Source organism: uncultured Kushneria sp. (genome assembly GCF_947497025.1).
Taxonomy (GTDB): Bacteria; Pseudomonadota; Gammaproteobacteria; order Pseudomonadales; family Halomonadaceae; genus Kushneria.
Genome location: NZ_CANMFC010000007.1, coordinates 101,929 through 126,794 on the forward strand (window position 1 = coordinate 101,929; position 24,866 = coordinate 126,794).

27 protein-coding genes are annotated in these 24,866 nt (G+C 60.3%); 10 read left to right on the forward strand and 17 right to left on the reverse strand.

Annotated features, from left to right (window positions below; all coding sequences use genetic code 11):
• Positions 1 to 33: 33 nt before the first annotated feature.
• Together Q0931_RS13685 and Q0931_RS13690 are read left to right on the forward strand one after the other, a co-directional pair.
• Positions 34 to 939 carry a cation transporter gene (locus Q0931_RS13685; protein ID WP_299261219.1) on the forward strand — a complete coding sequence of 302 codons (906 nt, stop codon included), beginning with the start codon at positions 34 to 36 and terminating at the stop codon, positions 937 to 939.
• 60 nt (positions 940 to 999) lie between these two features.
• Positions 1,000 to 2,250: an AarF/ABC1/UbiB kinase family protein gene (locus Q0931_RS13690; protein ID WP_299261221.1), complete on the forward strand. Its 1,251-nt coding sequence runs from the start codon at positions 1,000 to 1,002 to the stop codon at positions 2,248 to 2,250.
• Positions 2,251 to 2,263: 13 nt separating this feature from the next.
• Here Q0931_RS13690 and Q0931_RS13695 read toward each other — a convergent pair whose 3' ends face one another.
• Both Q0931_RS13695 and Q0931_RS13700 read right to left on the reverse strand, forming a co-directional pair.
• The gene (locus Q0931_RS13695; RefSeq protein ID WP_299261223.1) at positions 2,264 to 2,587 is read right to left on the reverse strand and encodes a multidrug efflux SMR transporter; all 324 of its coding nucleotides are present in this window, start codon (positions 2,585 to 2,587) and stop codon (positions 2,264 to 2,266) included.
• Entirely contained in the window at positions 2,569 to 2,916 is a 348-nt protein-coding gene (locus tag Q0931_RS13700) for an SMR family transporter (RefSeq protein WP_299261225.1), read from the reverse strand. The genes Q0931_RS13695 and Q0931_RS13700 overlap by 19 nt, the downstream gene beginning before the upstream one ends.
• Positions 2,917 to 3,037: 121 nt before the next feature.
• Between Q0931_RS13700 and Q0931_RS13705 the strand changes: the two genes are divergently transcribed.
• Positions 3,038 to 3,616 (forward strand): TetR/AcrR family transcriptional regulator, encoded by a 579-nt coding sequence (locus tag Q0931_RS13705; RefSeq protein WP_299261227.1) that lies wholly within the window; start codon positions 3,038 to 3,040, stop codon positions 3,614 to 3,616.
• Positions 3,617 to 3,628: 12 nt separating this feature from the next.
• On the opposite strand, the gene Q0931_RS13710 is transcribed toward Q0931_RS13705, so the two are convergent.
• Positions 3,629 to 4,168, reverse strand: a complete 540-nt coding sequence (locus Q0931_RS13710; protein WP_299261229.1) for a lipocalin family protein — start codon at positions 4,166 to 4,168, stop codon at positions 3,629 to 3,631.
• Positions 4,169 to 4,304: 136 nt separating this feature from the next.
• On the opposite strand from Q0931_RS13710, the gene Q0931_RS13715 reads away from it, so the two are divergent.
• The gene (locus Q0931_RS13715) at positions 4,305 to 5,948 is read left to right on the forward strand and encodes a methyl-accepting chemotaxis protein (RefSeq protein WP_299261231.1); all 1,644 of its coding nucleotides are present in this window, start codon (positions 4,305 to 4,307) and stop codon (positions 5,946 to 5,948) included.
• Between the two features lie 122 nt (positions 5,949 to 6,070).
• Here the strand turns inward: Q0931_RS13715 and Q0931_RS13720 are convergent, their stop codons facing one another.
• Both Q0931_RS13720 and Q0931_RS13725 read right to left on the reverse strand, forming a co-directional pair.
• Positions 6,071 to 7,150 carry a tartrate dehydrogenase gene (locus tag Q0931_RS13720; RefSeq protein ID WP_299261233.1) on the reverse strand — a complete coding sequence of 360 codons (1,080 nt, stop codon included), beginning with the start codon at positions 7,148 to 7,150 and terminating at the stop codon, positions 6,071 to 6,073.
• Positions 7,151 to 7,195: 45 nt separating this feature from the next.
• The gene (locus Q0931_RS13725; protein ID WP_299261235.1) at positions 7,196 to 8,077 is read right to left on the reverse strand and encodes an alpha/beta hydrolase; all 882 of its coding nucleotides are present in this window, start codon (positions 8,075 to 8,077) and stop codon (positions 7,196 to 7,198) included.
• A 119-nt stretch (positions 8,078 to 8,196) separates the two neighbouring features.
• On the opposite strand from Q0931_RS13725, the gene Q0931_RS13730 reads away from it, so the two are divergent.
• Positions 8,197 to 9,102 carry a LysR family transcriptional regulator gene (locus tag Q0931_RS13730; protein ID WP_299261237.1) on the forward strand — a complete coding sequence of 302 codons (906 nt, stop codon included), beginning with the start codon at positions 8,197 to 8,199 and terminating at the stop codon, positions 9,100 to 9,102.
• 56 nt (positions 9,103 to 9,158) lie between these two features.
• Here Q0931_RS13730 and Q0931_RS13735 read toward each other — a convergent pair whose 3' ends face one another.
• On the reverse strand, positions 9,159 to 9,599 hold the full coding sequence (locus tag Q0931_RS13735; RefSeq protein ID WP_299261239.1) for a hemerythrin domain-containing protein: 441 nt from the start codon (positions 9,597 to 9,599) through the stop codon (positions 9,159 to 9,161).
• A gap of 292 nt (positions 9,600 to 9,891) precedes the next feature.
• Here Q0931_RS13735 and Q0931_RS13740 point away from each other — a divergent pair, with 292 nt between their 5' ends.
• Entirely contained in the window at positions 9,892 to 11,361 is a 1,470-nt protein-coding gene (locus Q0931_RS13740) for a glycosyltransferase (protein WP_299261241.1), read from the forward strand.
• A 19-nt stretch (positions 11,362 to 11,380) separates the two neighbouring features.
• On the opposite strand, the gene Q0931_RS13745 is transcribed toward Q0931_RS13740, so the two are convergent.
• Positions 11,381 to 12,058 (reverse strand): VTT domain-containing protein, encoded by a 678-nt coding sequence (locus Q0931_RS13745; RefSeq protein ID WP_299261243.1) that lies wholly within the window; start codon positions 12,056 to 12,058, stop codon positions 11,381 to 11,383.
• A 207-nt stretch (positions 12,059 to 12,265) separates the two neighbouring features.
• Between Q0931_RS13745 and Q0931_RS13750 the strand changes: the two genes are divergently transcribed.
• Complete coding sequence (locus Q0931_RS13750; RefSeq protein ID WP_299261245.1) at positions 12,266 to 13,177, forward strand: LysR substrate-binding domain-containing protein; 912 nt, start codon at positions 12,266 to 12,268, stop codon at positions 13,175 to 13,177.
• Here Q0931_RS13750 and Q0931_RS13755 read toward each other — a convergent pair.
• Entirely contained in the window at positions 13,161 to 13,994 is an 834-nt protein-coding gene (locus tag Q0931_RS13755; RefSeq protein ID WP_299261247.1) for a class III extradiol ring-cleavage dioxygenase, read from the reverse strand. The genes Q0931_RS13750 and Q0931_RS13755 overlap by 17 nt on opposite strands.
• A 25-nt stretch (positions 13,995 to 14,019) precedes the next feature.
• Positions 14,020 to 14,457, reverse strand: a complete 438-nt coding sequence (locus Q0931_RS13760) for a DoxX family protein (RefSeq protein ID WP_299261249.1) — start codon at positions 14,455 to 14,457, stop codon at positions 14,020 to 14,022.
• A 103-nt stretch (positions 14,458 to 14,560) separates the two neighbouring features.
• On the opposite strand from Q0931_RS13760, the gene Q0931_RS13765 reads away from it, so the two are divergent.
• Positions 14,561 to 15,457 (forward strand): LysR family transcriptional regulator, encoded by an 897-nt coding sequence (locus tag Q0931_RS13765; RefSeq protein ID WP_299261251.1) that lies wholly within the window; start codon positions 14,561 to 14,563, stop codon positions 15,455 to 15,457.
• A 28-nt stretch (positions 15,458 to 15,485) separates the two neighbouring features.
• Here the strand turns inward: Q0931_RS13765 and Q0931_RS13770 are convergent, their stop codons facing one another.
• The 3 genes from Q0931_RS13770 to Q0931_RS13780 all read right to left on the reverse strand — a co-directional run bounded on the left by Q0931_RS13770 (position 15,486) and on the right by Q0931_RS13780 (position 18,342).
• Positions 15,486 to 16,304 (reverse strand): zinc-dependent peptidase, encoded by an 819-nt coding sequence (locus Q0931_RS13770; protein WP_299261253.1) that lies wholly within the window; start codon positions 16,302 to 16,304, stop codon positions 15,486 to 15,488.
• A gap of 160 nt (positions 16,305 to 16,464) precedes the next feature.
• On the reverse strand, positions 16,465 to 16,674 hold the full coding sequence (locus Q0931_RS13775; RefSeq protein ID WP_108842732.1) for a hypothetical protein: 210 nt from the start codon (positions 16,672 to 16,674) through the stop codon (positions 16,465 to 16,467).
• A gap of 105 nt (positions 16,675 to 16,779) precedes the next feature.
• On the reverse strand, positions 16,780 to 18,342 hold the full coding sequence (locus Q0931_RS13780; protein ID WP_299261257.1) for a bifunctional GNAT family N-acetyltransferase/carbon-nitrogen hydrolase family protein: 1,563 nt from the start codon (positions 18,340 to 18,342) through the stop codon (positions 16,780 to 16,782).
• Between the two features lie 237 nt (positions 18,343 to 18,579).
• Between Q0931_RS13780 and Q0931_RS13785 the strand changes: the two genes are divergently transcribed.
• On the forward strand, positions 18,580 to 19,941 hold the full coding sequence (locus Q0931_RS13785; protein ID WP_299261259.1) for a Na+/H+ antiporter NhaC family protein: 1,362 nt from the start codon (positions 18,580 to 18,582) through the stop codon (positions 19,939 to 19,941).
• 100 nt (positions 19,942 to 20,041) lie between these two features.
• Positions 20,042 to 20,737 carry a glutathione S-transferase N-terminal domain-containing protein gene (locus tag Q0931_RS13790; RefSeq protein WP_299261261.1) on the forward strand — a complete coding sequence of 232 codons (696 nt, stop codon included), beginning with the start codon at positions 20,042 to 20,044 and terminating at the stop codon, positions 20,735 to 20,737.
• A gap of 77 nt (positions 20,738 to 20,814) precedes the next feature.
• On the opposite strand, the gene Q0931_RS13795 is transcribed toward Q0931_RS13790, so the two are convergent.
• The 5 genes from Q0931_RS13795 to Q0931_RS13815 form a co-directional block, all read right to left on the reverse strand.
• Complete coding sequence (locus Q0931_RS13795; RefSeq protein ID WP_299261263.1) at positions 20,815 to 21,582, reverse strand: RNA methyltransferase; 768 nt, start codon at positions 21,580 to 21,582, stop codon at positions 20,815 to 20,817.
• Positions 21,575 to 22,072, reverse strand: coding sequence for a GNAT family N-acetyltransferase (locus Q0931_RS13800; protein ID WP_299261265.1), 498 nt, complete (start codon positions 22,070 to 22,072; stop codon positions 21,575 to 21,577). Before Q0931_RS13800 ends, Q0931_RS13795 begins: the two co-directional genes overlap by 8 nt.
• Positions 22,073 to 22,191: 119 nt before the next feature.
• Complete coding sequence (gene groL / locus Q0931_RS13805) at positions 22,192 to 23,832, reverse strand: chaperonin GroEL (protein WP_299261267.1); 1,641 nt, start codon at positions 23,830 to 23,832, stop codon at positions 22,192 to 22,194.
• A 58-nt stretch (positions 23,833 to 23,890) separates the two neighbouring features.
• Positions 23,891 to 24,184, reverse strand: a complete 294-nt coding sequence (locus Q0931_RS13810; protein ID WP_086899633.1) for a co-chaperone GroES — start codon at positions 24,182 to 24,184, stop codon at positions 23,891 to 23,893.
• A gap of 165 nt (positions 24,185 to 24,349) precedes the next feature.
• The gene (locus Q0931_RS13815) at positions 24,350 to 24,835 is read right to left on the reverse strand and encodes an FxsA family protein (RefSeq protein ID WP_299261272.1); all 486 of its coding nucleotides are present in this window, start codon (positions 24,833 to 24,835) and stop codon (positions 24,350 to 24,352) included.
• Between the last annotated feature and the right edge of the window lie 31 nt (positions 24,836 to 24,866).

Here is a 24,866-nt window from a genome sequence, read left to right on the forward strand (position 1 = left end):
ATCGTCTGATGAAGAACGTTCCGGAGAATGATCATGGATGCCCGTCTGGAGCAGCAAACGCTGAAGCGCTCGATCGCAGCGACGCTGTGCGTGTCATTGCTCGGGATCGTTTTTGGTCTTGTCTCGGGATCGGCGTCCATTTTGTTTGATGGCATGTTCTCGGCCATCGATTCGATCATGTCGGCGCTGTCGCTTTTTGTGGCGCGTCTGGCCATGCGCGATAGCAGTGACCGATTTCAGCATGGTTTCTGGCATCTGGAGCCGCTGGTGGCAGCGCTTAACGGCGCGATCCTGACGCTTTTATGCCTGTATGCCTTTCTTAATGCCGTGCAGGGCATCATCAAGGGCGGCCACGCACTGGCCTTTGGTCCTGCTCTGGGGTATGCCCTGGTGGTGGCCGTGATCTGTCTTGTCATGTATCGCATGGAAAAGCGCGTTAACGCCCGCATTGATTCGGTCTTCATCCGAATCGATGCCCAGAGCTGGCTGATGGCGGGCCTGATCACGCTGGCGCTGATCGTGGCCTTCGCGCTGTCGCTGGTGCTGGAGCGCACGGCCTGGGTCATCTATACGCCCTATGTGGATGTGGTACTGCTGGCGGTTCTGACCCTGTGCTTTCTGCCCGTACCCATCGGCATCGTGATTCGGGCCATGAAGGAGGTGCTTTTGATCGCGCCCCGCGAGCTGGATCAACAGGTGCATGCCGTGATGGAAAGCGTCATGCAGCGCGATGGGCTCAGACACTACTACAGTCATGTCGCCCGGACCGGCCGCGGACATTTTATCGAGATTCATATTCTGACCACGCCGGAGTTTGCCGCGCGCGAGGGGGTGGCCACGCTGGATGACGTGCGCACCCAGATCGGTGCAGCACTGGACATTGCCCCGCAGCAGCGCTGGTTTACGGTCTGCTTTACGGCCGATGAGCGCTGGATGTGATCATGACGGGCACGGCGTAGTGTCCAGTGTCACCGTGAACGCCTGAAAGGAGTCACGTTAATGAGAGAGCGAGGCAGAACCCGCAGGATGCTGGGCATGGGCGCGCGCACCGGCGGGGCCCTGTTGCGCTCGCGCATGGGGCGTGACGCCGGCTGGGAGGCGCTCGGTGAGCAGCTGTTCAACGAGCTTTCCGAGCTCAAGGGTCCGGCCATGAAACTGGCCCAGATCATGGCGCAGTGGGATGACCTGCTGCCCCCGGCGCTGGCCGAGCAGCTGGCGCGACTGCAGCGTCAGGCCCGCCCCATGCCCTGGGAAGACATCCGCCGAACCCTGGTGGATGAGTTTGGCGACCTGGAGGCGGCCTTTGCCAATATCGAGCCCACGCCCTTTGCCAGCGCTTCCATGGGCCAGGTGCATCGCGCCACCACCCATGACGGCGAGACACTGGTGCTCAAGGTGCAGTATCCCGGTCTTGAGCGCGTGTTGGAGCAGGATCTGGTGCAGGTGCGGCGCATGATGCGCCTGATGCGCTGGATGAAGGTGCCCCAGGCCCGGCTGGATGCCATGTTTGACGAGTTTGCCGATAGCCTGCGCAAGGAGCTCGACTACCGCGCCGAATTCGAGGCACTGGTGCGCTATCGAGCACGTTACGCCGACAATGATGGTCTGCGCTTTCCCGAGCCACTGGCGGACTATTCCGGTGACCGGGTGCTCGCCATGCGTTACCTGCCCGGGATTCCCATGCGGGAGGCGGAAGGGATGGAGGATAGTGTTCGCCAGACCCTGGCCGCCAATCTGGGCGACTGGCTGACCGAGGAGCTGTTCACGCATCGAGAGCTGCACGCCGACCCACACGCCGGCAACTTTGCCACCGACGAGGAGGGTCGGTTGATTGTCTATGACCTGGGCGCGGTGATCAGCGTGCCCGAGGCGCGGCTGCGCTCGATGATGCAGCTTCTGGGGGCGGCCATCGAGGATGACCCGATGGGCATGGATGAAGCGCTGCGTTCGATGGGCGGACGCCAGGGGGAAGGGGCACCGCTGGCGCTGTATCGTGAATCGGCGGCCGCCATGCGACCGCTGTTCGAGCCCGGCGAGCAGGACTTCAGCGATGCGCGCATTCATTACCGTCTACGTGAAATCAGCCCGCGGGTCTGGTCGGCCATGGACCGACTGCAGCCGCCGGCCGATACCATGCTGCTGTCGCGTACCCTTAACGGACACTACTGGAACATGGTGCGTCTCAAGGCGCGGCTGGACATGCACGCGCACACCCGGCCGCTGCTGGCCTGGGCCCGAGAGGAGTCGTGACACCGTGTTGGCGTCACTGACTGCCGGAGACCAGTTTGAGCCCGACCACCGAGGCGATGATCAGGGCAATGAAGCCCAGCCGGATCGGGCTTCTCGGCTCGCCCCAGAACAGCATGCCCAACAGCGCACTGGCCACCGTGCCGATGGCGGTAAAGACGGCGTAGGCGATGCCCAGACTGATCTCGCGCATGGCAAACGAGATGAATGCCAGCGACAGGCCAAAACCGATCACCAGCATGGCCAGGCCCTGCCGGCGCGAGCCGCGATTGAACTTCTCGATGCCGGTTACGCCGACCACTTCCATGAGTCCCGAAACGATCAGTGCGAGCCAGTACATGACGCCTCCTTTTGATCGGAGGAGTAGAGTTTGAGGCCGACCACCCCGGTCAGCAGAGTCATGATCAACATCAGCGTCAGGGCATTGAAGGGCGCGCCCAGAAAGGCGATATCGACCAGTACGGTGCCCATTGCTCCAAGGCCGACAAAGACGGTGTAGACCGTCGTGGTGGGCAGTGTCCGGGCCATCCATGTCGCCAGGCCCAGGCTCAGAGTGACCAGCACCAGCGTGCCCAGCCACTCGACAGGGCCCTGGGCATACTTGGCGCCCATCGCCCAGCCGATTTCACACAGTGTGGCCGGCAGCATCAGCCACCATTTTGATGCCATGGGAAACCTCTCTTTCTGCAGGAAAACGGACAGGGGTTGTTGGACTAACGATCGTTAGTTAGCCTAGTCTCGCCAGCGCCTACCAGCAACCCCTGGCCATTTTCCGGAAAGAGACGCCGTCATGAGCACTGAGACACGGATAAAGGAGATCGGCCTCAGGCTGTTTGCCGAACAGGGCTACGAGGCCACGCCGCTGTCGGCCATCGCGCGCGAGGTCGGCATTCGTACGCCGTCGCTTTATAACCACTTCACCAGCAAGGAGGCGCTGTTTCTGACCCTGGTGGAGGAAGTCGAGGCACAGATGCTGGGCGTGATCGAGCAGAGTCTGGCCGGGGAGGATAATGTCGAAAAACGTCTTCAGAGGCTGTTACAGGCCAGCCGCGACTTTATTTTCGATTCAGGCAAGGGCGTGTTCTATAAACGCTTTTTGCTGTTTCCGCCGCCATCGCTGGCCACACCGCTCAAGCAGATCAGCCGCGAGAGCGAGGGCGCCATCGATGAACTGTTGAAAAGGGCCTTTCAGGCTGGCGTCGCGCAGGGTTGCCTACGCGATGACCTTGATGAAAACGACTTTATCAGTATGACCTACTGCGTCATCGACGGGCTTTTCAGCGAAAGCTTTCTTTATGACCGCCAGACCCTCGACCAGCGTCTGGTCAGCATCTGGCGCGTCTTCCGGGCCGGTATCGTTGCGCGCTGATCCGGCGTCAGGTCATGCCTTTTCCGGGGCGTGCGAAATGCGCATCAGGGCCTCGGTATCAAAGCCGCTTTGACGGGCAAGATTGACCATGTGCTCGTACATGTCAGATGTGATGCTCGGCGAGCGGGCCAGCAGCCAGAGAAAACCGTGGTTGGGGCCGGCCACGATGGCGTGCTCGTAGTCGTCATCGAGCCAGAGGATGTTGTAGCCGGCGTAGAAGGGGCCGAAAAAGGACACTCGAAAACGTCCGATGGTGGGTCCTTCTTCAAAAAAGGCCTTGCCTTCGGCCTCGTCCCACTCGCCATCCTCCGGGTTGAAACCCCGGTTGGTGACGGCCACGCCACCATCGTCACGCATCGCGTAGTGCGCCGTGACCTGTTCCAGGCCCCGCTCGAAGCTGTGATTTAGCCGCGCGATTTCATACCACAGGCCCAGGTAGCGCTTCAGCTCGAAGTCTTCCACGGCCCGACACCCGCTCGGCATTCCCGTTTCACCGCCCATGGCACTGGCCAGGCTTCCCAGTAATCCTTTCAGATCGGCCATGTCAGGCATGTCATGCTCCTTTCGGTCAAATGGATACGCGGTTGGCTTGAATGACCTCAAGTCTAGTCACTGTCGGCCGATGTTGTGCATTGAGTCGCGCCATTACGGTGCAGGTGATGGACATGGGGTCCGCAGGGAGAGAAACATGGCGTCGCAGGCAGGCTGGACGGAAATGACACCAGGAGAGCACACGGTCTCTCACCATGATGAAAAGGCGACACGGCGTCGTCGCACGAGCTTCAGTCTGGGCAACTGGACGCTGAGAAAGAAGATGTTCGCCATCCTGGCGCTGATGTGGGTTGGCATGATGGTATTGGTGACCAGCATGGCATGGAATGCCCGTGACATGATGTTTGAAGAACGTCAGCGCAGCCTGCAGGCCACCGTGGGTGTGGCGCATACGCTGTTCGCGCGGTACCAGGAGCGCGCCAATGCCGGCGAGTTTACCCAGGAAGAAGCCCGACTAAGAGGACTGGATGCACTGGCCGGTCTGCGCTTTGGCGATGACCGCCAGAACTATATCTTTGCCTTTGATGACAGCGCGCGCGTGCTTTATCACCCGCGTCGTGACAGCGGCGATGACATGTCGACCTATACCGATCCCAATGGCGTTGCCGTGTATGGTGAACTGCTGAAAGAGGCGCTCGCCAATGGAAGCGGCTTTGTCAGCTATGACTCACGTGATGCCAACGGTGAGGAACTGCTGCCCAAGCTGGGCTATGTCGAGCGCTTCGCGCCCTGGCAGATCAATCTGGCGGCCGGGGTCTATACCGATGATATTCGGAATGCCTTTTTAAGCAAGCTCGTTCAGTACGTGGTGTTGTTGAGCGCCGTGGGTGCGTTGCTGACCGTGGCGTTTTTGCTGTTGACCCGCAATATCTATCGGGGACTGGGCGGCGAGCCTGCCTACGCCATCGACTGCGTGCGCGAAATTGCGGCTGGGCGACTGGGCACGCGCCTCGATCTGAAACGCGGTGATCAGACCAGTCTTCTTTATCACATTGAGCACATGCGCGCAGAGCTTGCCGAGACCATCGCCAGCATTCGCCAGGCGAGTGAGTCAATCGATGTGGGCGCTCGTGAAATTGCCGCCGGCAACAACGACCTGTCTGCGCGTACCGAACAGCAGGCCGCCTCGCTGGAAGAAACGGCGGCGAGCATGGAAGAGCTGACGGCCACCGTGCGCCAGAATGCCGATAACGCTGCCCAGGCCACGCGCCTGTCCCAGACGGCTTCCAGCGAGATGGACGGCGGGCGTGAAGTCATTCAGCGTGTTGTGGCGACCATGAGCGAGATTCGTGAAAGCTCCAGCAAGATCAGCGAAATCATTACCATGATCGACAGTATCGCCTTCCAGACCAACCTGCTGGCGCTTAACGCAGCCGTTGAGGCCGCTCGTGCCGGCGAGCAGGGTCGCGGCTTTGCTGTGGTGGCCGGAGAGGTTCGCCAGCTCGCCAGTCGTTCGGCGACCGCCGCCAGCGATATCAAGGCGCTGATCGAGCGCTCGGTGGCGCAGGTCGCCAGCGGCACCACGCTCGTTGATGAAGCCGATACCACCATGGCGACCATCACCCAGAGCTCGCGTCGGGTCAATGATTTGATGGCCGAGATTGCAGCGGCCTCCAAGGAGCAGACCAGCGGCATCGAACAGGTCAATCAGGCTGTTAGCCAGATGGATCAGGTGACGCAGCAAAACGCCGCGCTGGTGGAGGAGGCGGCTGCCGCTGCTTCCTCGCTGGAAGAGCAGTCCGGACGTTTGTATCAGTCCGTGGTTCGCTTCGCGATCTGAGCCCGGGGGCGCCGAGATGAAAAGAGGGCCGCATCACTATCATGATGCGGCCCTTTCTTTTTTATCGTGACGGCAGCTCCATCGCAACGCCATAAATAGCGTGATGGTTGCCGGTCAGCTGGTCAGCCGGCCCTGATGGCCTCGGCGACAGCTTCGCCCAGCTCACTGGTGGTGCCCTTGCCGCCCAGATCCTGGGTCAGCGGAGTGTTTTCGGGGCCTGCTGCCAGCACGCGTTCGATGGCCTCTACCATGGCCTTGCCGGCATCAACGTGACCGAGGTGCTCAAGCATCATCGCCGCTGACCAGATCTGGCCGATCGGATTGGCAATGCCCCGGCCTGCGATATCCGGTGCGCTGCCGTGGACCGGCTCGAAAAGACTCGGGAAGCGGCCTTCGGGATTGATGTTGGCCGACGGCGCCACGCCGATGGTGCCGGTACAGGCCGGGCCCAGATCCGAGAGAATGTCGCCGAACAGGTTGCTGGCCACGACCACATCGAACCAGTCCGGGTGCAGCACAAAGTTGGCGGTCAGGATGTCGATATGGAACTTGTCGACGTTGATGTCCGGATAGCCTTTGGCCATCTCCACCACGCGCTCATCCCAATAGGGCATGGTGATCGAGATGCCGTTGGATTTGGTGGCGGAGGTGAGCTTTTTGCGCGGGCGGGTCATGGCCAGCTCAAAGGCAAACTTCAGTACGCGATCGATGCCGGTCCGGGTCATGACCGTATCCTGAATCACCACCTCGCGGTCGGTGCCTTCAAACATCCTGCCGCCGACGCTGGAATACTCGCCCTCAGTGTTTTCCCGCACGACGTAGAAATCGATATCGCCGGGGGCGCGACCCGCCAGCGGGCTCCTGATGCCGGGCATCAATTTGCACGGGCGCAGATTGACGTACTGATCAAAGGCGCGGCGAAACTGCAGAAGCGAGCCCCAAAGCGAAATATGATCCGGCACGCGCTCGGGCATGCCCACAGCGCCAAAGAAGATCGCATCCATGCCGCCCAGCTGGTCGCGCCAGTCATCAGGCATCATCTTGCCGTGGCGCTCATAGTAGTCGCAGCTGGCAAAATCGAACTCCGAAAAGCTCAAATCCAGTTTGAAACGATGCGCGGCCGCTTCCAGCGCGCGAACGCCCTCGGGCATGACTTCGTTACCGATGCCATCGCCGGGGATGACCGCAATGTTATGGCTCATGTTGAGCTCCTCTGATGGGCGACAGGAAAGACTGACCGAGCGGGCTCAGTCAGCGTTGAAAAACACAAGGGCTTCCCGGATGACGTCGTCGGGACACTCCTCGGGCAGATAGTGGCCGCACGGCAGGGCACGGCCGCTGATATCCCGCGCACAGGCGCGCCATAGCGCCATCGGGTCAAACAGTTTTTCGATCACGCCATGTTTGCCCCACAGCACCCTGAGCGGGCAGCGGATGCGATGATCAGCGTTTCGATCGATGCGGTCATGGTCAAGATCGATGGTGTTGGCGGCCCGGTAGTCCTCACACATGGCGTGGGCCGTGCCCGGCAGCCTCATGGCGGCCCGGTAGGCGTCAAGGGCCTCAATAGAAAAGGGCGCAAGCCCCGCGTGGCGACCACCCATGACCTCTTCGATCCAGGCGTCGGGATTGGCCTCGATCAACCGCTCCGGCAGTGGGGCGGGCTGAATCAGCAAAAACCAGTGGAAATAGGCGCTGGCAAAGGCGCGATCGGTGCGCTCATACATATCGAGCGTCGGGGCAATGTCGAGAAACATGGCACGCTCGACATGTTCCGGGTGGTCCAGACAGAGCCGATGGGCAACACGCGCGCCGCGATCATGCGCCAGCACTGAAAAGCGCTCAAAGCCCAGCGCCTGCATGAGCTGGCGCATGTCTTCGGCCATGACGCGCTTGCTGTAGGTCATATGTTCCGGATCGCCCGGCGGCTTTGAGGAGTGGCCATAGCCGCGCAGGTCCACCATGACGACATGAAAATGATCCTTCAGCGTCGGGGCAACCCGGTGCCAGATCACGTGCGTCTGTGGATGGCCGTGCAGTAATAACAGGGGCGGTCCCTGGCCGCCGGCACAGCCGTGCAGGGTGATCCCGTTCACGTCCAGATCGAAGGTTTCGAACATCTCCAGCATGGAAGGCTCCTGCGTGGTGTTCATCATGACAGGTACTCTAAAGCATCATGCGACGTTTATAATCGCCCGCTCAGGCAATTGATTATTGAATCCAGGTAGATAATCGACGGGGAGCGCGCATGAAAGCCATCAGTGATCTGCACTTTTTTCAGGTGCTGGCCCGGCATGAGTCGATGACGCAGGCCGCTCAGGCGCTGGGGTTGTCGCTGTCGGCCGTGAGCAAGCGCCTGGCCCAGCTGGAAAAGCGCCTGGGCGTTCAGTTGATGCGCCGGACCACGCGGCGTCTGGCCCTGACCGGGGAGGGCGAGCACTATTTAAAGCGTGGTGCCTCTCTTTTGCAGGAACTTGATGAGCTGGAGGCGTCGCTGGGCGCCCAGCGTCATGCGCTTTCCGGGCAGCTGCGGGTCAATGCCACCTTTGGCTTCGGCCGTGCCCATGTGGCGCCCCTGATCGAGCAGTTCACCCGTGTTCATCCGGAGGTGGAGGTGCTGCTGGATTTGAGTGACTACCCGCGTGACCTGCTGGCTCATGATCTGGATATCGGCATCATCGTGGGTCCGGCGCCGGATTCGCGGTTGCGTGCCAGGCGTCTGCTGGCCAGTCGCCGTATTGCCTGTGCCTCATCGGACTATCTCGAGCGCGCCGGCTGGCCGACCACCCCGGAGGCGCTGGCCGCTCACAACTGCCTGGTGGTGCGTGAGCGCGAGGCCGGCTTCGATGACTGGCGCTTCATGAAAGATGGGCAGGAACATCGCGTGCGCGTCGGCGGCACGATGAGCAGTAACGATGGGGAGAGCGTGACACGCTGGGCCATGGCCGGCCACGGCATCATCTATCGTTCCTGGTGGCAGGTACAAAAGCCGCTGGCGCAGGGCACGCTTAAAAGGCTTCTGCCCGATTTTGAAACGCCGCGTATGGATTTCATGGTGGTGCATCGCCAGCAGCGCTTTGTTCCGGAACGGATTGCCCGGTTCATTGATGCCATGACAACGGGGCTCGCCGAACGGCTGCCGCCGCTGCCCTGACATCAGACCGGGCAGAAATGCGGGCACCTGCCGGAGGAGCCTGGACAGCCAAAGGATCAGCTGTTCAGACGCTCCATTTCACTGCGGTATTCCCGACCCAGACGCGCTTTCTCATCGTCTTCAAACTTTTGTCCGGCCGAGATGAAAAACTGCTGCTCTTCATCTTCAAAGTGATGCAGCGCCATATCCTGAAGCTTTTTGGCGTAGCCAAGCCAGGCCGGCGAGCTGAAGTCGGTGCTCTCCATTTGCTCGATGACTTCGTCCATTTCATGGTGCTCGGCGATGCCATGGCGGGATTTTCCGACTCCGTTGTCATACTCCATCAGCGGGCTGTAGAAGTAGCGCTCTTCCGCGGTCTCATGGGTCTGCAGGGCTTTCTTGACGCGTTGAAAAAGCTCCTCGCGGCCGTCGCTGTCACCATGGGTCTTGACCAGCAGGTCCAGCAGCGTGCGCTGAGTATCGTGGTCCTTGCGGATCTCTTCAAAAATGGTGCTCATGGGGCGTACTCCTTCATCTTTCGGACAGCTTGTCAGGGTTGGGTCCAGGGTCAGGGGCACGGCCGTCAGGTGGCCGGGCATCCTGTTTTATAGTGTCATGGATCAACATATCGTGATGCCGCCCGCAGTGTAGTTCTCGTCACGCCGGAATGCCCAGCACCATACAGCTCTGTTAGACTCCGTCGGCTATAATGCGCGCATGGTGTCGAGGTTCTCGACACGTTTGTGCAATCAGGTTTATCAGGTGCAGCCGTCGGATCCATTTTTGCAGGCCAGCACCAGGAGGAATGGCTTGAACATTTTGATGTTCACCAACACCTATAGTCCCATCGTGGGAGGTGTCAGCGAATCCGTGCAGCGATTCGTTGAATGTTTCAGAACGTCCGGTCACCGGGTTCTGGTCGTGGCGCCCACGCTCAACGGCCAGCCCGATACGGAAACCGATGTTATCCGTGTACCCGCCATGCAGCGTTTCAACGGCAGCGATTTTTCCCTGCCGGTCACGATCCCCGGCTCGCTGGATGACGCCATTCGGGACTTTGCGCCTGATATCGTGCACTCCAATCATCCCTTTCTGCTGGGGGACACGGCGGTACGCGTCGCCCAGGGGCGCGGTCTGCCGCTGGTGTTTACCCATCACACGCTCTATGAACATTACACTCACTATGTCCCGGGTAATTCTCCGGTGATGCAGCGCTTTGCGCTGGCGCTGTCCAATGGCTACAGCGAACTCTGCGATACCGTGATTGCGCCCAGTGAAAGCATTCGCACCATACTGCGTGAGCGTGGCGTTCAGACCCCGCTGGAAGTGGTGCCCAGCGGGGTGGATATCGAACGATTTGCCCAGGGCGATCGTCAGCGCTGGCGCACGCATTTTGGCATCGAGGAGCATGCTCACGTGGTGGGCCATGTGGGGCGACTGGCGCAGGAGAAAAATCTGCCGTTTCTCACGCGCAGCGTCTGTCGGGCATTATGCGATCACCCCGACATGCACTTTCTGGTGGTCGGAGATGGCGAGGAGCGCGACGCCATTTTGACCCGGGCGCATCAGATGGGTGTGGGGGAGCGGGTTCACCTGACCGGCGTGCTCAAGGAGCAGTCGCTCATTGATGCCTATCACGCCATGGACAGTTTTGCCTTTGCTTCTTTCAGCGAAACCCAGGGCATGGTGGTGGTCGAGGCGATGGCCGCCGGGCTGCCGGTGGTGGCGCTTGATGCCACGGGCGTGCGCGAGGTGCTTTCCCATGAACGTAACGGCCTGCTGCTGCCGGAGCAGGATGAGCTGGCGTTTGCCCGGGCACTTGGAAGCCTTTCGGACCCGAAGCGCTGTCAAGGCCTGCGCCAGGGCGCACTTGATACGGCAACAAGTTTTGATACCTGCAGGTGCGCCGATCAATGCCTGGCGGTCTATCAGGGGCTGCTGGCGGCCCATAAGACTCAAAAGGCGTCATCGGGCAGTGACAAGACGACCTGGGACCAGGCGCGGGCGCGACTGGAAGCAGAATGGAACCTGCTGTGCCACCGCGGCACGGTGCTACGCCGCGTTTTCGGTGGCTCGAAACGGGTGGCGCCGCGCATGCGTCCGGTACCGCCCACCGGACAAAGAGTGCCACTGGTGGAGGGCAGTCTGACGCCGATGGTGCAGGGACACCACCCTCAAACCGGTGGCAGCATCTCGGTGACTCCGGGAGAGGTGACCCTGATGCAGCTTCGGGATGATCTTGAAAGTAACGTCTCGTCCTCCAGCGGCGAGAAGTCCTGACACCACAACGCCGGCAGTGTCAGGTCTGCTGTCGGCGTCGTGAGATCCATCGAAAGACAAGCCCCAGAACGATCACGCCGACCACCGCGGCGATCAACCAGATGAGGTCGTCGAGGCTGCGTGAGCGAATCAGCTCGCCCAGTCGACTGCCGGCGATCGTGACCGCCGCCAGCCCCGGTACGATGCCGATGACCGACCCGGTCATGTAGATTCCATAGGGCATGCGACAGGCCCCTGCAATCATGTTGGTGAAGGTGAAGGGTGCCAGTGGCAGCAGGTTGAAAACGATCATGGTGCGAATGCCGTGGCGCGAGACGCTGTCCGCCAGGCGTTGAATACGATCACCGCCGTAGCGGGTCAGCAGTTCCCGCCCCAGAAGCCGACCCAGCAGCCAGGTTGCCGTGGAAGCGACCATAGTGCCCGATAGCGCATAGAAAAGCCCCCACCAGGGGCCGAAGATCAACCCGGTAGCCCCGACCAGAATCGTCAGCGGGAACATGATCAGACTGCCAATCATATAGGTCAGCATCAGCGCTGGCGGCGCCCACCAGGACTCGCGCAGACTCATGGTTTCGCCCAGCCACTGCTCGAGCTTTTCGGGCGTAATGGCATCACCCATGGCGAGCCACTGCCAGAAACCGCCCATCGCTACCATGAGCACAATCACAATAATGACAAGCCACACACGCCTGTTCATGACAACGCCGTCCGCAGCCAGATTAAGGGCCACGAGTCTAGTCAGACCGTGCCAGGGCATCAACCGATGCCGTCATCATAATGTCAGTTCGTTGTCATGGATCAGCCGCCCAATGGCACAATCGGCACAGTCGCTGGCGCCAGCAGCGCACTGTTACCATGGATGGCGACCACGATCAGAAATACTGATCGGTTGATGGAGAGCATTGTGACCCGTCTACCTCCGCTGGCCTGGATGCAGGCCTTTGAAGCCTCGGCCCGCCATTTGAGCTTTACTGCGGCCGGTGCAGAGCTTGGTGTATCGCAATCGGCGATCAGCCAGCGTATTCGACTGCTTGAGGATCGCCTGGGCCAGGCCCTTTTCATACGTCATTCGCAGAGTATTTCGCTGACCGATGCGGCCCGGGCGTGGCTGCCCGGTCTGCAGGAAGGATTCTCGCAACTGTCCATGGGGACGGCAGAAGTCTTCGGGCCGGCCAGCAATACGCCCGTGATTTTGCGGGCCACTCCCGGCGTTCAGCAGTACTGGCTGGCGCCGCGGCTGGGCGCCTTTCACCGTCAGCACCCGGATGTCGAGCTGCGTGTGGTGACGGCCGTATGGTCACAGCAGTTTGGCACCGGCGATGCCGATATCGAGATCCGATACGGTCAGGGAAACTGGCAGGATGTTCAGATGCAGTCGCTGGGACATGAGGTAATGACGCCAATCTGTGCACCGCAGGTGGCAGAAAAGCTTGCCACACCGAAGGACCTGGCAGAGCAGACCCTGTTGCATGCCACCGGGTTTTCCGCAGGCTGGGCCGGCTGGCTTGAGGCCGCAGGCGTTGCGCATCTGGCCTCTCACGCCCGTCGACTGGTGTGTGATACGCAGATCATGACGTTACGTCTGGCCGCCTGTGGCTGCGGTGTGGCGCTGGCGCATCGTCGTCTGCTCGAAGGGCATGACCCTACCCTGGTTATCCCCTTTGAAATTACCCTGCCCACTCGGGAGGGGTTCTGGCTGGTACGTCCGCAGGGGCGCACGCTGCACAAAAACGCCGGACTTTTATGGCAGTGGCTGGCCCGGCAGGAGCAGAGCCAGCATGACGCCTGCTCAACGGAGGCTAACGACCGACGCTGACCAGCGCGCGCGTCTGGCGCGGCATGGCAGCGGGAGCCTCGATGGGGGCGCGCTCGAACAGATAGGCATCCATCGCCAGGGCCTGATGCGAGACGACGGCATTGAAGCGCTGCGGCGCGCGGGTATCGCCGGCACCCAGCGCCACGAACAGGGGCAGCAGATGCTCATCGGTAGGATGCGCACGTACCGCTTCCGGTGCCTGTTGGCGATAGTTCAGCAGCGCTGCGTCATCGCGCAGGGCCAATTGCTGACCGACCCAGGTTTGGAAGGCATCCACATAGGCAGAGACGTCATCACGATCACCACGGGTATCTCCCAGGTTATGGGTGATACTGCCCGAGCAGATCAGAAGCGTATCGTCATCGAGTGCCTGCGCCAGCTGACGGCCCAGATAGTAATGCCAGTCAGTATCATGGCGGGCGCTGATGGAGATGCCTACCACAGGGATGTCCGCCTCGGGATAAAGATGGCGCAGCGGTACCCATATGCCGTGATCCAGGCCCCGCTTGGGGTCGACCCAGGACTGCAGGCCGGCAGCGCTCAGCCGACAGGCGACATGACGTGCCAGTCGGGGCTCGCCCGGGGCGGGGTATTGAAGACCATGCAAGAGCGCCGGGAAACCATGAAAATCATGCATCGTGGTCGGTGTCTGGCTGCCCGTCAGGCGGGTTGGAAAGCTCGACCAGTGTGCCGAGGCTACCATAATGCGTGACGGACGCTTGAGCTGGCCGGCCAGTGCCTGCCAGGCGTTGGCGCTTTTGCTCTGATCCAGAGCTTCCATGGGCGAGCCGTGAGAAATGAACAGAACCTGTGCCATGTCATGAACTCCAGTAATCGAAGAGTCAGCGCTGTCCGACGAGGCGGAAAACGGTTAGTTTGCCACCGTCGAGAAAGCTCAGGGCCAGTGCTGTGACGGCGAGAAATGCCGGATATTCCCAGCCGCCGCCGGAGGCAGTAAACATCCAGCCGTTGGCGAGATGCGGCATGCTGGCACCGGCCAGCTCAACAGCCAGAATCAGTGCGACCCAGCGCACGCGAACGCCCAGAATCAACAACGCCCCACCCACCAGCTCCAGGCCGGTAATGGGCCACGCGACCCAGGCCGGTAGCCCGATCGAGGCGAAAAATGCGCCGGTGCCTGCCAGCGTCCAGACCAGCAGCTTGGTCAGGCCGTGAGCAATGAACATGGTGCCCAGCGCCAGACGCAGCAGCAGGGCGGCAATATCGTGACCCGCGATGTTAGTGTCGGCAGAAGCGGCGGCATTATAGGTTGTTTGCATGAAGGCATTTTCCGGGATGTTTGAATGCTCGCAGTTTGATGACTTCCTCGTTCAGGATAAACCTGCTAATCAGAGAGTATTGGTTTTCGATCTGGAAACAATCATGGATACCGTCGCAGCACTCAAGGTTTTTATGGAGGTGGCACAGCAGGGGGCCTTTATCGGTGCCGCCGAACGGCTGTCGATGTCACGCTCCTCGGTCAGCAAGCATGTTGCCTTTCTGGAACAGCGCTTCGGGGCGCGGTTGATCAATCGCACCACACGGCGTTTGAGCCTGACGGAGGCCGGGCGGGAAGTTCTCACCCGGGGGGAGGCGATTGTGCGCGAACTGGCAACGCTTGAAGGTGCGCTGCACGATGATCAGGTCCTGCTGGATGGCCGGCTTCGCATCAGCGCCCCTCATGCCTTTGGCACGCTTTATCTGGGGCCCATTCTGGCCGATTACCGACAGGCATATCCTTCCGTGACGCTGGAACTGGTCCTCAGTGACCGTCAGGTGGATCTGGTTGAGGAGGGCTTTGACATGGCACTTCGTATCGGGTCGCTGGAAGATTCGACCCTGATCGCGCGTCGCATCGGCGATATCGGCATCACACTGTGTGCTTCTCCCGACTATCTGGCACGAGCGGGCACGCCACAGCATCCCTGGGAGCTGTCATCGCATCAGGGGCTTCACTATCGCTATGCCCGTCACGGCCAGCGCTGGCATTTTACGCGCGGCGCCAACCACCACAGCGGCACGACCCAGGCCGGAGTCACTGCCAACAGCGGTGAAGTACTGCGCGACATGGCCATCGCCGGCATGGGCATCACGCTCCAGCCCGACTTTCTGCTCAATGAGGCACTGGCCAGTGGAAAGCTGGTACGCGTTCTGCCGGAGTATGATCATGATGTGCTGGGGCTTTACTGCGTGTATGCCCATCGGGATCAGGTGACGCCCAGGCTTCGCAGTCTGCTGGATCATCTGCGCGAATGGTTTGAGCGCTACCCGCTGTCCTGAACGCCGTGCGGTCATGGAAGGAGAGTGGCTATCGCTCGGGCCTCGGGGTGCAGAAGACAGGGTCCAGGCGTTGATGGCGTTCAAGCGGATCCTGATTGAAATAGCGCACCAGCAGGGCATAAAGGTCGGGCCAGACGCCTTCAAGCAGATCGGGAGCGCTGAAAAAGTACTCGCAGCACACGGCAAAAAACTCGCCTGGATGCGTGGCCGCATAGTCATCGATCGCCGGTACTTCGCCGCGCTCAAGGGTGTTCTGAAGGGCATCCCAGGCCCGCATGAAGGTGTCGTACCACTCTTTTGCACTGATGTGGGCCGGCAGGGCGGGCTGGCCATCAACGGCCATGTTGCCGGTCATGTCGAGCTTGTGGGCAAATTCGTGAATGATGACGTTGAAGCCATCCCACTCTCCCGAGCGTCCGATATCCTCCAGTGACAGCACGACCGGCCCACCCCAGGAGGTTTCTCCGGCCCGCTCATCGTCAAATTCATGCATGACACCAAAGTCATCCATCTCCTGAACATGACGGCGAAAGGCACCGGGCACCACGATAATGTCGCGGGTGTCTCCAAGGGCGGCAAGTGCCTGCCGATCCGACCAGCCAAGCCCCATCAGCGCGATCTGTGACGCCATCTGCAGATGCGCTTCAAGCGACCATTCAACGCCTGCCGGCAGTGACAGACGCAGCTCGAACATCACCCGCCAGCTGCGCTCACCCAGCCGGGCCAGCAGCGGCTCTGGCAGACCGGCCAGCAGGGGCAGGCTCGATGGGACGTTGCGCCACGCCGCGTCGGGCAGCGGGTGATGCGCCTGCCATCGCTGCCATTTCTGCTCTTGCCACCAGCCCATTATCCCCTCGTCGACAGGTCATTGATCCTTAAAGGATAGAAGAGGCACGCCCACCGGGCATGACAACCGCGGAGCGTATTGCGACGGGCAGGAAGGCGCCATGAAAAAGGCCTCCCACAGGGGAGGCCCGAGACGCGATAGCGTATCCATCAGGCCGGCGTTAGTTGGGCGTCCAGCCTCGGCCCTTCATGCAGTCATCATAGGTCTGATCGTTGTCTGCCTTGTTTTCCATGACCTGGCAATCGGCCTGGTCGGAATGCAGCTGCTGAGAGGTACCGTCCGGCTTTTGCCAGTCAGGCCCGCCGGCACAGCCGCCAAGCCAGAGGGTGGTCAGGGCCAGGGTGGCACCGGTCATCAAAACTTTTTTCATCATCGCCTCCTGCTGATAGGGGGATCAGCAGGCATGCCCGCCGATCCTTGGAAAAGTCTAGAACAATGACGTGTAAAGACAATGGTTGTTGTACAACCGTGCGTATCAATATGAATCCGGATTGGAGCCCGACTTCCACGACCAGTCACGCCAGCGCAGATCGAAAAGATCCTTGCGGCGATCCTTGAGATTGGTCACCGACCCCTCGCTTCTGACCACGCGCAGGCGCGTCAGGTCAAGGTCCGAGAACATGACCATCTCGGTGTTGGGCGTGGTCTCCGACATGACGGCATCATGCGGGAAGGCAAAGTCCGAGGGTGAAAAGACCGAGGACTGCGCGTACTGAATGTCGAGATTCTCGATCGAGGGCACGTTGCCGACGCTGCCGCAGGCGACCACATAGCATTCATTTTCGATTGCCCGGGCCTGGCTGCAGTGACGCACGCGTAGATAGCTGTTTTTGGTGTCGGTCCAGAACGGTACGAACAGAATGTCCATCTCCTGCTCGGCCAGCAGTCGCGGCAGTTCGGGGAATTCGACGTCATAACAGATCAGGATGCCGACCCGTCCGGCGTCGGTCTCGAAAACGCGCAGCTCGTCGCCACCTTCGACCACCCAGTCGCGTCGCTCCTGCGGAGTAATGTGCAGCTTGGCCTGGCGCTCGATGTTGCCGTCGCGATGACAAAGATAGGAGACGTTGTAGAGCTTGCCTTCGCTGTCTTCCTCCATCATTGAACCGGCAATGATATTGATGTTGTAGGACACCGCCATGCGCGAGATTTCGGTCTTGAAACGCTCGGTAAACCCGGCCAGAAAGTGAATGGCCTTGATCTGGTCGGACTGGTCGGTCAGCCCCATCAGCGGGGTGTTGAAAAGCTCCGGGAAAACGGCGAAATCGCTCTGGTAGTCGGCGATGGCGTCAACATAGAACTCGACCTGTTGAAGCACCTGCTCGACCGAGGCGAATTCGCGCATCTGCCACTGGACGGCGCCCACCCGTACCTGGGTCTTGCGCGTTTCCAGCACGCGCGCCACCGGTTCATAGAGAATGTTGTTCCACTCAAGAAGCGTCGCATAGCCCTGCGAGCGCTCATCTTCGGGCAGATACTTCTTTAAAAGGCGCTTGACCAGAAAATCGTTGGCGAGCTGAAAGGAGAGAATCGGGTCGTAGATCTCCTTGCGCGACACCTGGTCGATGTACTGCGTCGGCGAAAGCTCTGCGGCGTGCTCGAAATAGTTGGGAATCCGCCCGCCGGCCAGAATGGCGCGCAGGTTCATGGAGCGGCACAGGTCCTTGCGCGCTTCATACAGGCGTCGCCCGAGGCGGTAGCCCCGGTAGGCCGGATCGATCAGGACATCGAGGCCGTAGAGCGCATCGCCCTGAACGTTATTGAGGATGATCTCGCGGTTGCCGATCAGGTCATCGTACTTGTGCGGATTGGAGAAGGTTTCATAGTCGACCAGTACGGTCAGCGCGACGCCCACAATGCGGTCTTCATCCTCGATGACGATCTGGCCATCCGGGAATTCGGCGATCAGGCGATCGATGGTGTGCTTTTCCCAGGCCCCGCCAATGTCGTTATAGACAACATCCATCAGCACCTTGAGTTTGGCGTAATCCTCGACTTCAAGATTGCGCAGATTGAGGTGTAGATCTTCGATCGACATGGCGATCCTTGCTCCAGAAAACGTCGGTCACGGTAGACCTCAGTCTAGCATGGGGCGACAGGCGTACCTGAAAGCGATGTGCATGACTGCAATATGCAGGCCAGAGCCGCCTTATGGCATGCGTTTGTGATCCTCCGGGCAGGTGTTTGTGATAGAGTGCGCGCGCCCTTCTGACGGGGGCAATGCCATCCCGGTCCCGTGGTCGGGCTTCACTCTCTGCCTGTGGTTGCTGCGCCAATGAATGCCATTGTCATCTCCATTCTTGTCATGGTCGGTCTGAGCCTTTCGCGTGTGCCGGTTGTGGCGGCCCTGATCGTGGCGGCGGTGTCCGGCGGTCTCTATAGCGGTCTCTCCATCCATGAGGTGCTGGACGCCTTCAATGACGGCATTGGTGATGGTGCCGGTATCGCGCTTTCCTACGCCTCTCTGGGCGCCTTTGCCGTGGCGCTGGCCCGTTCGGGTATTACCGAGGGGGTGGCGCAGCGCTTTATCCGGGCCCTCGAGGGGGAGCGGACGCAGCCGAAGACCCTCAAGACGTTACTGATCGTGTCCCTGCTGGGCGCCGCCATCTGCTCGCAGAATCTGGTGCCGGTGCATATCGCCTTTATCCCCATCGTGGTCATTCCGCTGCTGCCGGTCTTTAACCGCCTGAAGCTCGACCGGCGCTTGGTCGCCTGCGTCATTACCTTCGGGATTACCGCCCCCTACATGCTGCTGCCGGTCGGCTTTGGCGCGATCTTTCTCAACGATATTCTGCTGGCCAATATCAACTCGGCGGGGGAGGCCGCAGGGCTCGAGATCACGGCCGCACAGGTGCCGATGGCCATGGCGCTGCCCATTTCCGGCATGCTGGTGGGGCTTTTGATCGCGGTCTTTATCAGCTATCGCCGCCCGCGCCTTTATGAGGATCGTGCCGTGGCCGCCCGGGCCGATGCCGCTGCTCCCGACTCAGGGACGGGCAGTGACGAGCCCCGTACCCGACTCAAACCCTGGCAGTGGGGCGCGCTGGTGGTGTCGATCGGCGCGACGCTTACCGTACAGCTCTGGCTGGATTCCATGGTGCTGGGGGCGCTGGCAGGCTTTGTGGTGCTCTCGGTCAGCGGTGTGTTTCGCTGGCGCGAGCAGGACGGCGTCTTTACCGAAGGCATGCGTCTGATGGCGACCATCGGCTTTATCATGATTACGGCGGCAGGCTTTGCCAGCGTCATGCAGGCCACCGGCGACATCGAGGCACTGGTGCAAAGTGCACACACCTTTGGCAGCAGCCAGGCACTGGCCGCGCTGATCATGCTGCTGGTGGGGCTTTTCATCACCATGGGCATCGGGTCGTCTTTTTCGACCATCCCGATCATCGCGTCACTCTATGTCCCGCTGGCGCTGAGCTTTGACTTCTCGCCCATGGCCACCGTCGCGCTGGTGGGCACGGCGGCGGCGCTGGGGGATGCAGGCTCTCCTGCTTCCGACTCCACACTGGGGCCAACCTCGGGCCTTGCTGCCGACGGTCAGCACGACCATATCCGCGACTCGGTCGTGCCGACCTTTATTCATTATAACCTGCCACTGATGGCCTTTGGCTGGATCGCCGCCATGATTCTCTGAGTCGGTAGAAGCCGTTATCCCTGTGCGGTGTTTTCTGATTGCTATAGTGAGGGATATCGTGACAGCACGACTGTCGATCCCATATTGAGAAGGAGCAAGCATGGCGCGCATCATGTATGACCTTTGTGGCGAAGGGACTGCCCTGCGATTTTCTCCCTTTTGCTGGCGAGCGGCGTTGGCCATGCATCACAAGGGGCTGACGTTCGAGACCCGGGCATGGCATTTCAGCGACAAGCAGGACATTGCCTTCTCCGGTCAGGAGAAAGTGCCGGTCATCGTTGATGAAGATGATGAGGTGGTCACCGACAGCTTCGAGATCATGACCTGGCTGGATCAGAAGTATCCGGGGCCTGCCCTTTTTGGTGACAATATGGCGCGCTCGCGGGCACGCTTTATCAAGCACTGGTCGGAAACCCAGCTGGCCCCGGCGCTGATGAAGATTGCCATTCTGGACGTGTTCTCGATCATTGATCCAAAGGATCAGCCGTATTTCCGGGAAAGTCGCGAAGCACGCTTTGGCACGACACTTGAGCAGTTTCAAAATACCGGGCAGGGCCTTGAGATGCTTGAAAAGGCACTGCCACCGCTGCGCGCTCAGCTTGAAGGATCACCCTTCATCGATGGCGATCATCCGGCCGGTGCCGACTACCTGGTGTTCGGGATGTTCATGCTGGCCTGGGTGGTTCACGATGGTGCGCTGCTCAAATCCGATGACCCGGTGGCGCAGTGGCATGAACGCATGCTGGATCTCTTTGGCGGGCTGGGGCGTAACGCACCGCGCGTCGGGGCACATTAACGGCAACGGCTGCTACGATAGCGCCCTCGGTTCTGATGGTTTGAACATGAAGGCCCCATCATTGGTGGGGCCTTTTTTCATGATCTGTCGTCGGCTGATGACAGGGCTCGAAGCGCCCCCTGCAACAGCGAAAGCTCCTTGCGAGTAGGGGAGGAGCGCTGATAGAAGTTCTGTAGCCGCTCCAGTGTCTGGGCATGAGGCTGGTTTAAAAAACCGGCGTCCTGAAGCGCCGTGGCCAGTGACTGCTGAAAATGCTGCATCTGCTCACGTGTGGGGGGCAGATCCTTTTCACGTCCGCCAGCTGCCGCTTCGGTGGATGCAGTGTCGTCTGCGTTGCGGTGGCGCCACGCTCGATAAAGCTCATGGGCGCAGACCTGAACGGCCTGGGAGAGGTTGAGAATCGGATAATCCGGGTTGGCGGGCAGGCTCAATTGATGGGTGCAGCAGGCAATTTCCTCGTTGGTCAGGCCCGAACGCTCACGCCCGAATACCAGTGCCACCGGCATATCCTCAGCCAGTGACATCAGTTCGCGCGCCATGTCGTCGCCTTCTTCAAACTGCGGCAGGGGCAGATTGCGAAGCCGCGCAGAGAGGCCTACCACGGCGCCGCAGTCGGCGACGGCGTCTTCAAGGCTTTCCACCACGCGCGCCTGTACCAGCAGGGATTCGCCGCCGGCGGCCATGCGCGTTGCTTCTTCATCGGGAAAACGGCGCGGATTGACCAGCACCAGCTGTGACAGCCCCATGGTGCGCATCGCACGGGCGGCTGCCCCGATATTGCCCGGATGCCAGGTCTGCACCAGCACAATGCGAACGTGATCCAGCGTTGAGCGTGGTTCAGTCATGGCGCGTCGCTCCCGAACCGGCAAACTGCCTGAGTGCCTCGCCTTCAAGGCGATAGGAGAGCCACTCCCTGCGAGGCTCGGCGCCGATGGCATCATAGAAATCGATCGCCGGCTGATTCCAGTCCAGCACCTGCCAGTCAAAGCGCGGACAGTGGTTGTCGACGGCAATCGCAGCCAGCGCCTTCATCAATGCCAGACCGGCACCCTGGCCTCTGGCACTTGAGGTGACGAATACATCCTCGACATAGAGGCCGCGATGGCCCAGCCAGGTCGAATAGTTGAAGAAGTAGACGGCAAGGCCAATCGGTTGATCGTCTTTCGTGGCGATCAGGGCATGGGCGTACGGGTGGTCGCCGAACAGAGTGTCTCGAATCATCGATTCATCTGCCTTCATTTCGTGCTCGGCACGCTCATAGATGGCAAGTTCGGTGATGAAACGCACGATGGTGGCGGCATCCTCGGGGACGGCGGCGCGGACGGTGAGGGACATGAAGGCAGACACGCTTGTGAATCATGAATGGGGCATGAAGCATACCATAGACATGAAAAAGCCCCGTACAAGGCGGGGCTTTTGAAGAGACCCTGAGCAGGTCGGGCTTCGGGGGATGATTACATCATGCCGCCCATACCACCCATGCCGCCCATGTCACCGCCACCGGCAGCTTCCTTCTCTTCCGGATCATCGGCGACCATGGCTTCGGTCGTGATGATCAGGCCGCCAACGGAACCGGCAGACTGCAGGGCAGAGCGCGAGACCTTGGCCGGGTCAAGAACACCCATTTCGAACAGGTCACCGTACTCGCCGGTCTGCGCGTTGTAGCCGAAGTTGCCTTCGCCGTCGCGAACCCGGTTGAGCACCACGGAGGCTTCTTCGCCAGCGTTGGTCACGATCTGGCGCAGCGGCGCTTCCAGGGCACGGATGGTCAGCTGAATGCCGTGCGTCTGGTCTTCGTTGGCGCCCTTCATGTCGCGCAGGCGAGCCGAGGCACGGACCAGTGCGGTACCGCCACCGGGCACCACGCCTTCTTCAACGGCGGCACGAGTCGAGTGCAGCGCATCTTCAACGCGCGCCTTCTTCTCTTTCATTTCCACTTCGGTAGCCGCACCGACGCGGATAACGGCAACACCGCCGGCCAGTTTGGCGACACGCTCCTGAAGCTTCTCGCGATCGTAATCGGAGGAGGTATCTTCAATCTGCGTGCGGATCTGGCTGACGCGCGACTCGATGTCGGACTCAACACCGTTGCCGTCGATGACAGTGGTGTTTTCCTTGGACATGGTGATGCGACGAGCGCTGCCCAGATGATCCAGAGTGGTCTGCTCAAGGCTCAGACCGACTTCTTCGGAGATCACGGTACCGCCGGTCAGGATCGCGATGTCCTGCAGCATGGCCTTGCGACGATCACCAAAACCGGGCGCCTTGGCCGCCGCGACCTTGACGATACCGCGCATGTTGTTGACGACCAGAGTCGCCAGCGCTTCGCCTTCGATGTCTTCGGCGATAATGACCAGCGGCTTGCCGGCCTTGGCGACGTTTTCCAGCACCGGCAGCAGTTCGCGGATGTTGGAGATCTTCTTGTCGACCAGCAGGATGTAGGGGTCTTCCAGCTCGACCGACATGGTCTCGTTGTTGGTCACGAAGTAGGGCGACAGGTAGCCGCGATCAAACTGCATGCCTTCAACGACTTCGAGTTCGTCTTCAAAGCCGCGACCTTCGTCAACGGTGATGACGCCCTCCTTGCCAACCTTTTCCATCGCGTCAGCGATGATCTGACCGATGGTGCTGTCGCCGTTGGCAGAAATGGTGCCGACCTGGGCGATGGCACGAGAATCGGTGCACGGAACGGCCATGCTGCGAATTTCTTCGACGGCCTTGGCGATGGCGATATCGATGCCGCGCTTGAGATCCATAGGATTCATGCCGGCGGTCACGCCCTTGAGGCCTTCGTTGACGATGGCCTGCGCCAGAACGGTCGCCGTGGTGGTGCCATCACCGGCGACGTCAGAAGTCTTGGAAGCCACTTCCTTGACCATCTGTGCGCCCATGTTTTCGAACTTGTCCTTCAGTTCGATTTCCTTGGCGACGGAGACGCCGTCCTTGGTGACGGTCGGTGCACCAAAGGATTTTTCCAGTACCACGTTACGGCCCTTCGGCCCCAGTGTGGTCTTGACGGTATCGGCAAGAACGTTGACACCGCGCGCCATGCGCTTGCGGGCATCATCGGAGAACTTGATCTGCTTGGCGGACATTACGGTAATTCCTCGATTCTATGTTCGTGTAAAAAATGACGTAGACGTAAAAGAGGTATCAGCCTTCGAGCACGCCGAGGATGTCGGACTCGCTCATGATCAGAACTTCTTCACCGTTGATCTTCTGTTTCTCGACACCAAAGCCATCCTTGAAGATCACCTTGTCCCCGACCTGAACGTCGAGGGGGCGTGTTTCGCCGCTTTCAAGGATACGGCCCTTGCCAACTGCGAGGATCTCACCGCGGGTCGGCTTTTCCTGCGCGTTGCCGGGCAGAACGATACCACCGGAAGTCTTTTGTTCTTCTTCCACGCGACGAACGACAACGCGATCGTGCAAAGGACGGATGTTCATTTCTCACGTTCTCCCTAACTGGTTACATGGACTGCTCGGGGGCGCCCAATCAAGTGGCTTGATGACCCCCTGGTTCCGGGGTTGCCGGAGTATTTGGGTCGATATCACGACGTGGCAGATTAATGAGGTCGCATTGAAGGGTTTCAAGGGGGCGAGACAATTTTTTTAATCGCGCCGATCCTTTTCATTCTCGACAATTTCGCCTTCGATCACGCGGGGTTGCGATGGCTGGTCGTCCGAGGTGTCACGGCCGGGCTGGGTATAGGTGTCACCGCGGCGATCGCGGTCAGGATGGTAGCGATGCACGTTGACGTTGCTGCGCATGAAACGTCCCAGCAGCGCACTGCGGGAAAACGGCATGAGACAGAATACGGCAATGATATCGGTCAAAATCCCCGGCATGACCAGCAGGACACCTGCCATGATCAGTGCGGCACCGCGCTTGAGTTCGGCGCTTGCCTCACCGCCGGTGGCCATTTTCTGCTGGGCCTGACGAAAGGAGTCCACGCCTTCACGGCGTATTAGATGTATCCCGAAGGCAGCCGCCAGCACGATGACCAGCAGTACCCAGGCACCGATCAGCTTGCCCAGTACAAAAATCGAGATCAGATCCAGCAATAGAAAAAAGCCGATGGGTAACAGCAGGGGCATGATGTCTTCGCACTCTCGCGTTCAATGTGTT